The following is a 9,192-nucleotide window of genomic DNA, read 5'->3' as shown; positions in this document are numbered from 1 at the left end:
GATTTTACATGGTCATCAGGGGGTGACTTCAGACTCCACATCAGCAGATATGTCGTTCTTCTTTTCAGATTTCCAGGGTAGCTCGGGCTCAGGTGAATGCTCATTAGAGAAATTTGCATTTTCTTTTTTATTTTCCCAGGGTAGTTCATTCATTGTGGATCAACTTTTGAGTTCGATGAATTTATTATCTGGGAGAAAATATTATCTCTAATTTGAAAAAGCGTTTTGCTCCACAGATCGAAAGTATTTCTATATTTCATCTATTATATGTCTGATATTTATTTAAGTATTACTGATATAATTTCAGTTTATCCTTATCAGAACTATATTCGCTCGATACAAGAGCTGGAGAAACAGGAAAGATCTTCTTATGGTAAGAAGTTGATGTGGGATTTTACTTTGAAGTAAATAATAAGATAGCCTAAGATCAACATCCCAAGTGAAACTAACCACGCCCATCTTAATATGCGTGCCAGATTTTCAGGTCGAGTTAATAAAGAAAAAGCTCTGTCGGCCAGGTTTGGCCGATCAGATGAGTTTTGTTGCATGAGAAAGCCTTATGCTTTTTTGATTCTCTTCAAGCGGAATGTATTTTCTCTTTCCATTTCTTCAAGACGCAGGCGAATGAATACCATTGCTTCTGTGAGTTCAGGTATGACCTTGAACTCAAGAGCATTGACACGCCTCTTTGTCTTTTCGATATCATCAAGAAGCTTCTTCATGGTTGTTTCGATCTCTGCTGCCAGAATTATCTTTTCAACCAGTTCTTCATATGAGTCGACAGCTTCGTCAATGTAAGAGCTTGTTCCGAGAAGTCCGTATCCACGCTTGTTTATGGGTTTACGCACACTTGAGGATTCGATCTTTGGCACTACTACGCCCATGATATTGTGGCTTTCGAGCTCGATCTGTGGTGCATCCTTCATTGCAAATGCAGTGGATTTTACAGTTATTCTGCCTTCCACTGCTTCTGCGATACCGATCTTCACATTGGCCTTTTCATAGGCAGCATCCAACTCGGAGCGAACGTCCTTTGCTTTGCTAAGAATTTCAAAGAACTCAAGGATAAGACCGTCCCTTTTCATTTTAAGCAGCTTGTGACCGCCTTCTGAAAGTTTGATCTTCTTCTTCAGCTCAATGAGTTCTGAACGAGTCGGTTTTACTTCTTTTGCGCCCATTGTGATCCCTCACTACCGATTCACTCGCTTTTCTGGTGAGCAGGGTGGTACTTGTCAAGGTACTTGTTATCGATCCTGGTAAGCTGTGCTTCAGGCAGCTCTGCAAGGATCTCCCATGCGACCTTCAATGTATCGTCGATGGTACGGTCCTCGTCTCTGCTCTGGCGTACAAACCTGTCCTCGAACAAGTCCGCAAACTCCAACATCTTCCTGTCTCTTTCGGACAGTGCTTCTTTACCAACGATAGCAACAAGTCCACGAAGGTCACGGCCTTCTGCGTATGCTGCATACATCTGGTCAGACACTGCCTTGTGATCGTCCCTTGTCTTACCGTCTCCGATACCGGAGTTCATAAGACGTGAGAGTGATGGCAATACATTGATCGGTGGGTAGATACCCTTCCTGTGAAGTTCACGGGAAACCACGATCTGTCCTTCGGTGATGTAACCGGAAAGATCAGGGATCGGGTGGGTGATATCGTCACCAGGCATTGTAAGGATGGAGAACTGAGTAACAGATCCCTTAATTCCTTTGATAACTCCTGCCCTTTCATACAGTGATGCAAGGTCAGTGTACATGTAACCTGGGTAACCACGTCTACCTGGAACCTCTTCTCTTGCTGCACCCATCTGACGTAGTGCTTCACAGTAGTTTGTGATATCTGTCAGAATTACGAGTACGTGCATATCATGTTCGTATGCAAGGTACTCTGCAGCTGTAAGAGCCATCCTTGGAGTAACGATACGCTCGACAGCAGGGTCATCTGCAAGGTTCAGGAAAACAACAGCTCTCTCAAGAGCGCCGGTCTTCTCGAAATCGTCCATGAAGTACTGTGCTTCTTCGTTAGTGATACCCATTGCAGCGAAAACTACCGCAAAAGGTTCATCGCTACCAGGAACTTTAGCCTGTCTTGCGATCTGAAGTGCGATCTCGTTATGTGGGAGACCTGATCCGGAGAAGATAGGAAGCTTCTGTCCTCTTACAAGGGTATTTGTACCGTCAATGGTGGAGATACCTGTCTGAATGAAATCTTCTGGTGGCATCCTGGAATATGGGTTCATTGATGCACCATTGATGTCTACTCTCTTGTCAGGTATGATCCTTGGTCCGCCATCCAGTGGTTCACCGGCTCCTGAAAGGATCCTGCCAAGCATATCCTTTGATACAGGGAGTTTGATGGTCTCGCCACTGAATACTACACCGGATTCCTCGTTGAGTCCTACTGTACCTTCGAAGACCTGCACGACTACCATATCTGCAGAGGTATCGAGTACCTGTCCTCTCTTGGTGGTTCCATCAGGAAGGTTGATCTGGACAAGTTCACCATATCCTACAGGCTCGGTCTTCTCAAGGAAAATAAGTGGTCCGGAGACCTCTACGATCGTTTTGTATTCTTTGGTCATGTTCAGTTGCCTCCGATCTGTGCAAATTCTTCATCCATCTTCTTCATGACTACATCAAGTGCTACATCGAAGTCTTCTTCGAATTTCACTTTTGCGAGTTCATCCTTTGATTTGATGGAGATGATCTTGTTCATTGGAACTCCTGATTCAAGTGCAGCTGTTGCCATCTCTCCATATCTTGTGATGGATTTGAGAAGCTTGTACTGCTTGTCGAACGGACAGTATGTGTCAACAGGGTGGAATGCGTTCTGCTGGAGGAAATATTCCCTTACCATACGTGCAACTTCAAGTGTGAGCTGCTGATCTTCCGGAAGTGCATCAGAACCTACGAGCTGCACGATCTCCTGAAGTTCGGATTCCTGCTGAAGAAGGTCCATTGCATCGTCCCTGAGCTGTGTCCAGTCAGATCCAACGTTCTCGCTGTACCAGTCAGCAAGTCCCTGGGTGTACAGACTGTAACTTGTAAGCCAGTTAATGGATGGGAAGTGTCTTCTCTGTGAGAGCTTTGCATCAAGCGCCCAGAATACCTTTACGATACGGAGTGTGTTCTGGGTAACAGGCTCTGAGAAGTCACCGCCAGGTGGTGATACTGCACCAATTACAGTGATTGAACCGTCAAGTCCTGCAAGGGAGTTAACTGCTCCTGCACGCTCATAGAATTCAGAGAGTCTTGCAGAGAGGTATGCTGGATAACCTTCTTCTCCAGGCATTTCTTCAAGCCTTGAAGAAATTTCTCTCATTGCTTCTGCCCATCTTGAACTTGAGTCTGCCATGAGTGATACATCGTATCCCATGTCTCTGTAATACTCTGCAATTGTGATACCAGTGTAAACAGATGCTTCACGAGCAGCTACAGGCATGTTGGATGTATTTGCGATAAGAACTGTCCTTTCCATGAGTGGACGACCTGTCTTTGGATCCTCGAGTTCCGGGAACTCGTTCAATACATCAGCCATTTCATTGCCGCGTTCTCCGCAACCGATGTAAACCACAATATCAGTGTCACTCCACTTAGCAAGCTGCTGCTGAGTAACTGTCTTTCCTGATCCGAATGGACCTGGAATTGCAGCTGTTCCGCCTTTTGCTATAGGGAACATACCATCAAGGATCCTCTGTCCTGTGATAAGAGGCTTGGTTGGCATGAGTTTCTTTGCTACAGGGCGTGGTCCTCGTACTGGCCACTTCTGCATCATTGAGATCTCTGTTCCATCTGTGAGAACACAGATAGTCTCATCTACTTTGAAGCTGCCTGCTTTTATCTCTTCGATAGTACCAGAGATCGATGGTGGGACCATGATCTTGTGCTCGATATTTTTGGTCTCCTGGACCAAACCGAGTATGTTACCACCTTTTACCTCATCGCCTTTGCTTGCTGTTGGCTTGAACTCCCAGACCCTTTCACGGTCCAGTCCGTTTGCGGTAACTCCTCTCTGAATGAAGTTGCCCATCTGTTCCTGCAACACTGGCAGAGGTCTCTGAATACCATCATAAATACTTTCTAATAATCCGGGTCCAAGTTCAACGGACAAAGGCAGTCCGGTGTTCATTACAGGTTCTCCCGGTTTGAGACCGGAAGTATCTTCGTATACCTGAACAGTAGCCTGTTCGCCTTTGATCCTGATGACTTCTCCCATCAGTCCCTCGTGACCTACTTTGACCACGTCGTACATTCTCGGTTTAATTCCTATAACCGTAACAACAGGTCCTGCCACACGATAAATTTCACCATTTACTTCCACAGATCTACACCTACCGATTGTTTTATCTTTTCCCTTAAGTTTGAACTTTCACCAGTTCCTCCGAGAGTGACCACTGTGGGGTCAACAGACTCACTAAGAGTATCTCTCAAAATTTCCGGTAGTTTATTAAAGTCATTTTCATGTATCACAAAGATACCTACATCTGAATCATTGAGCACTTTTGTGACAACAGATTCCAACTCATCACTTTTAGCTTCGTATATCTTTTTAATACCAGCTAGTCTGAATCCTGTTACAAACTCGCTGCTACCTACTACTGCTAATTCCATTAGATCACCAACTGGTTCCTGATTATTTCTTCATCAAGATCTGCTGCTTTTCCGCGCAGAATTATACGCAAGTTGTGTACTTCGTTCGTCTTGTTCAGTACATAATCCATGATCGGAACAATGGATAATGGGTACACATGTGAAAAGCTTGAAGCGGATTTGATGTTGGACTTCGTGAGTTGAGTTTCCAGTTCTACCAGTGAATCCATTTCAGTTTTCACTATTCCAGATATATCCTCCCAATAAGGATACTTCTCAAGTGACTGAACAAATTCACTGAATGGAAGTGGTAATAGCTTTTCAATCTCTTTAATGTTTAAATGAAGACCGCCTTCAAGAATCAGGTCTGCAATTTCATCCTTTTCCACACCGGCATTCTTCAACCTGAAAAGGGTACTCAGGTTCTTTATGTCGATCTCAGTACGGATGAACTTTGAGAACAGTTTACTATCATTGGATTTTGGATTGTCTACTGTAGTGGACAGTCCGGTATAGTACATCTTATCAAGCTGGTTTTCGATCTCAGAGAGGTTTGTCCCATCATATCCTTTTAATGTTGGGTAATAATCGGTTCCACTGAGAGCATCGATGATGCTTTCATATGATTCTTTTTCTGAAAGGCTTGACAAAAATGGATAAGACAGTTGTCCGGCGGAAACTATGCTATCATTGATCTCTTCTACTGATGCATCACAGTACTTTCCACGTAGAATGGTCTTGATGCTCCATATATCATATTTCCTAAGATATTCAGAGATCAGATAGTTCAACTCTCCTTCGGAGATATTGATCAATTTTGTAAAAGTGACCGCAAGATTCCTGTTCAATGCGTGTTCAAACAGATCCACACCGTCATATGTTCTTGCCAGTTCATCGACATCCTGCTTATACTGTGACTCTCCGATAAAACGGGTGATCTCGTCGATTCCCATGTTCATTAATCGAGGATATGTTTCCCTAGGGAGAAGATTGCTTTTCATCGCGCGAACGCGTGCAGTCACATAAGCGTAATTTGAGCCACTTCCGCTCTGCTTCGGACTACTTTTTCTTGTGAATTTTTGCAAAAGCCCCATTTGGATATCACCCGAACAAGATATCAGATGTCTGTTTCAATGATTGCTCATTAACATTCTTCATGATTATATCGTATGTATAATCTAAACGAACTGTTCCATCATCGTTCTCCATGATCAATCCGCCAATACAATCGATATTGCCGGTATATTCAAGGGAAGACAACTTTTTGACAAGTTTTTCTGAGTCCTTGTTTGAGTATATTTTACTGCCATTGCTATCATTTTCATCAATGATCGCTTTTAGCAGCTCTTCCTGCTTTGTTTCAGGAAGGGATGCAATAGTTTCTATTGCATTATCGTATACTTTGTCAAGGACTTCTTTGCGAGCATTAAGCATTGTACGTTTGACTTCCAGATTTGCGCTGGAGATCTCCTGTTGGCGTAATCGCTTGATATCATCTTCTGCTTTCGCCAGACGTTCGCCCATGATCTTCTTTGCAGTCTGCCTAGCATCATCCAGTATCTGTGATACCTCTGCATCAGCATCTGCATTGATCATGTTTACTTCTGTCTGGGCAGCACCCATGATATCTTTTATAACTGTTTCGAGTCCCATGCTCTGACACCTTAAAAGAATTTAAGAGCAATATGTTTGCTCTTAAATTAACTTAGCTGATAAGCAGTGCGACGACAAGTCCGAAGATAACGATTGTTTCTGGAATTACGGTAAGGATCAAACCTTTACCAAATAGACTCTCGTTCTCTGCCATTGCGCCGATTGCTGCTGAACCAATATCTCTTTCTGCAATTCCGGATGCAAGTCCAGTAAGTCCTACTGCGAGTCCTGCTCCAATTGCTTTTAATCCTGCTGGGTCCATATATACTACTGCTGCTGCTGCGTCTACCATTTGTTTATTCCTCCGTGTATTTCCTAATGTATCCGAATGGGCTGTATTTTCTTCCGCCACCTTCGTAGAATTTACCGAAAAACTCTACATACTGCAATCTTAGTGAATGCAATCCAGGGGCTATTATACTCAGGACTGTGTTTAACGCATGTCCGAATATGAATACGATTATTGCACCGATCACTGCCACGATCCCGCCCTGTGGAAGGATCATATCAAAAGCTATGAGATTGACAGTTGATGCAATATAGATTGATGACAATCCTACAGCTATTAAACGAGTGTAGGAAAGTGCATTACTTAATAAGCTAGGCAATTCTATAGCTCCCTTTGCGCCTTCTCCTTTAATGAGCATGACGAATCCTATAAGGAACACTATAATTCCTATGATCGCCGTAGGTGCGTAACCTGTATAACCAAGTACACCCAGGATTATTCCGAGTTCGACTACAAGCCAGCTGCCCTTTTCGAACATAGCTGCAGCGAATCCGTGCTTTCTTCTTTCGTTTATGAATCCAACTACATATCCACAATTGACATGAAGTGAACCGATAAGTGCCGTTGCAATGATCATCGTCATCACAATGTGTGTGCGGTGTATCGGATATGTGATAACTTCTCCTCCAACTGGGGAGTTGAAGAGAGTTATGGTCTCGAACCCTGCTATTAATCCAGGTATAATTCCGTGGTCTGTATGCAAACTTGCAAGTGGGAACCCAAGGAACTCACCATACAGAACACCAAAGATCAATGTTGATATCTGACAATAGATAAGTACATTCATCAAAGGCTTTACTGCATCTGACTTGACCATCTTTTTGATACCTAATGCAAGTGCTAGGAGGATCAGTGCATATCCTATGTCTCCAAGGATCATTCCATAGAAAAGTGGGAATGATATGAATATCAGAGAAGTTGGATCGATCTCCTTGTACTTTGGACGTGCATAAAGGTCCATGATCTCCTGGAATGGCTGGGTGATCTTTGGATTATCATATTCGATAGGTATGATGTCTGTATCAGCGTTTGTGATCTTTTGCTTTGAAACGAAAGCTCGTCCGTTTGTAGCAGATTCAATTGTCCTTTCAAGAGTTGCAAATTGATCATCAGGTATCCATCCATCAATGATGAATGTGTGTTCTGATGTTGCTATCTTTACTGGAGCCTCTGCTTTTTCAGATTCGATAGTAAGCAATTCCTCACTGGCAAGTATGAACTCTGAATATTTATCCTTGATAGATGTAATATCCGTTTCCAGTGAAGTGATCTGCTTCTGGATTCCCTCTTCTTCCCTTGTAATATCTGCTATCAGGGTCGAAGGGGTTCCGGTTATCTCTGGTATCCTTATCTCTCTGAACTCGAAATTTGAAAGGATCTCTGATATCTTAGCTTCATCTTCTTTCTTAATGAATAATGCCACAGTTCCGGTACTTTGGTCATATTCCATCTCATAGGTCGATGTTACCTGTGAGACAGCAGAACCAATGTTTTCCTTGACAGTTCCTGCAAAGACCTTAATGCTCTCATAGTCATGGTATAATTCCATATCTATAGGGATCGCTGAAAATGGACTAATGTCCTTTTTCAGTGCTTCAAGTTCCTTGAGTCGTGAATCCAGTTCAGACTTTTTCTCTGTTTTAGTACTGACCTCGATATCAAGCTGGTCCAGCATTGAATCGAGCTCATTGATAACAGTTGTCTCCTTCTGTTTTGGTATTGATTCTTTCTTAACACCAAGGAAGGATGAGATAGATCTCAATTGGATAAGTTTCTTAGAAACTTCGCCTGCATTTTTGAATGGTCTGCCAAGCTTAAGTCCGGAACCGTCTTCATTGTAATCTTCAAGGTGGAACAAGTTGCTGCCGTGAATTGCTTCCACGGTAGCTTCCATGATGTCCTTGTGTCCTACAATGACGGCACGACTCATCTGTTTTGGCTTAAGCATGTATTGTCCTCTCAAACTCTGTGACCAGATTTTCAACGGCTTTGTCAACGTTACCCTCAGCTTTGTCGCTGATCCTTTTGGCTTCGTTCACGCCTTTGGAGATAATATCTTCTGATTCGTGTTTAATAGTCTCTTCAGCTGACTTCAGTGCATTCTGGGCAGATTGTGCTGCATCAGTTTCCGCCTGTTTGATGATCTCTCTGGCTTCAGCACGAGCTGCTGTAATGCGCTCGCTCTTGTTCTTAAGCCCTTCATCCACCATTTTGGCCGCACTTTGTTCTGCTTCCTTGATTTCGGATAAGATTTTGTCTTTGGCCATGTAAATCCTCGATACATCTATAAAATGATAACTTGGCGTAATTTACATTCCTAATAGCAAACTTGCATATAAGTTATTCGGTTATGCTTTTCTGTTTGCGGTAATGTTAATAATTTATCATGGAAATTTATATAAAAAATACTTAAGTTCTGACTATCTGCAAACCTCATGTGCAGTTTGCCAGAACAAATATGCACTAAAAAAGTAGGGGAATATTCAATTCTGTTTATTTTAGCTCTATTTATAACTTAGTTTTTGTATTGCAGGTCAACCCTTAAAGGAATTTGAGCATCCTTTGGTATGGTGTGTATATACTCCTTTCTGAATTCCGGGTTACGCATCATACAATAATCTGCAGATCCCTTGTATGCCGCATGTTTTCCCATACGTTTCC

9 protein-coding genes are annotated in these 9,192 nt (G+C 42.9%); all 9 read right to left on the bottom strand.

Annotated elements, in window-relative coordinates; genetic code table 11:
- Positions 1–557: 557 nt before the first annotated feature.
- The 9 genes from QAS77_RS08265 to ahaH are packed head-to-tail and all read right to left on the bottom strand — an operon-like array spanning position 558 to position 8,798.
- Complete coding sequence (locus QAS77_RS08265) at positions 558–1,178, bottom strand: V-type ATP synthase subunit D (RefSeq protein ID WP_250867764.1); 621 nt, start codon at positions 1,176–1,178, stop codon at positions 558–560.
- Between the two features lie 20 nt (positions 1,179–1,198).
- Entirely contained in the window at positions 1,199–2,581 is a 1,383-nt protein-coding gene (locus QAS77_RS08260) for an ATP synthase subunit B (protein ID WP_250867763.1), read from the bottom strand.
- 2 nt (positions 2,582–2,583) lie between these two features.
- Positions 2,584–4,320 (bottom strand): ATP synthase subunit A, encoded by a 1,737-nt coding sequence (locus tag QAS77_RS08255; protein WP_305064879.1) that lies wholly within the window; start codon positions 4,318–4,320, stop codon positions 2,584–2,586.
- Positions 4,311–4,610, bottom strand: coding sequence for a V-type ATP synthase subunit F (locus tag QAS77_RS08250; protein ID WP_250867761.1), 300 nt, complete (start codon positions 4,608–4,610; stop codon positions 4,311–4,313). The genes QAS77_RS08255 and QAS77_RS08250 overlap by 10 nt, the downstream gene beginning before the upstream one ends.
- Positions 4,610–5,683 (bottom strand): V-type ATP synthase subunit C, encoded by a 1,074-nt coding sequence (locus tag QAS77_RS08245; RefSeq protein ID WP_305064877.1) that lies wholly within the window; start codon positions 5,681–5,683, stop codon positions 4,610–4,612. The genes QAS77_RS08250 and QAS77_RS08245 overlap by 1 nt, the downstream gene beginning before the upstream one ends.
- 7 nt (positions 5,684–5,690) lie before the next feature.
- A complete protein-coding gene (locus QAS77_RS08240) occupies positions 5,691–6,242 on the bottom strand; it encodes a V-type ATP synthase subunit E (RefSeq protein ID WP_250867759.1) in 552 nt (183 codons plus the stop codon).
- Between the two features lie 52 nt (positions 6,243–6,294).
- Positions 6,295–6,534 carry a V-type ATP synthase subunit K gene (locus tag QAS77_RS08235; protein WP_250867758.1) on the bottom strand — a complete coding sequence of 80 codons (240 nt, stop codon included), beginning with the start codon at positions 6,532–6,534 and terminating at the stop codon, positions 6,295–6,297.
- A gap of 4 nt (positions 6,535–6,538) precedes the next feature.
- Positions 6,539–8,479, bottom strand: coding sequence for a V-type ATP synthase subunit I (locus QAS77_RS08230; protein WP_305064875.1), 1,941 nt, complete (start codon positions 8,477–8,479; stop codon positions 6,539–6,541).
- Entirely contained in the window at positions 8,472–8,798 is a 327-nt protein-coding gene (ahaH, locus tag QAS77_RS08225; protein WP_305064873.1) for an ATP synthase archaeal subunit H, read from the bottom strand. Before ahaH ends, QAS77_RS08230 begins: the two co-directional genes overlap by 8 nt.
- Between the last annotated feature and the right edge of the window lie 394 nt (positions 8,799–9,192).

This window comes from Methanococcoides sp., from assembly GCF_030594565.1.
In the GTDB taxonomy this organism is placed as follows: domain Archaea; phylum Halobacteriota; class Methanosarcinia; order Methanosarcinales; family Methanosarcinaceae; genus Methanococcoides; species Methanococcoides seepicolus.
Note: the sequence above shows the minus strand (reverse complement) of the source record. Positions and strands in the feature narration are given on the sequence as shown.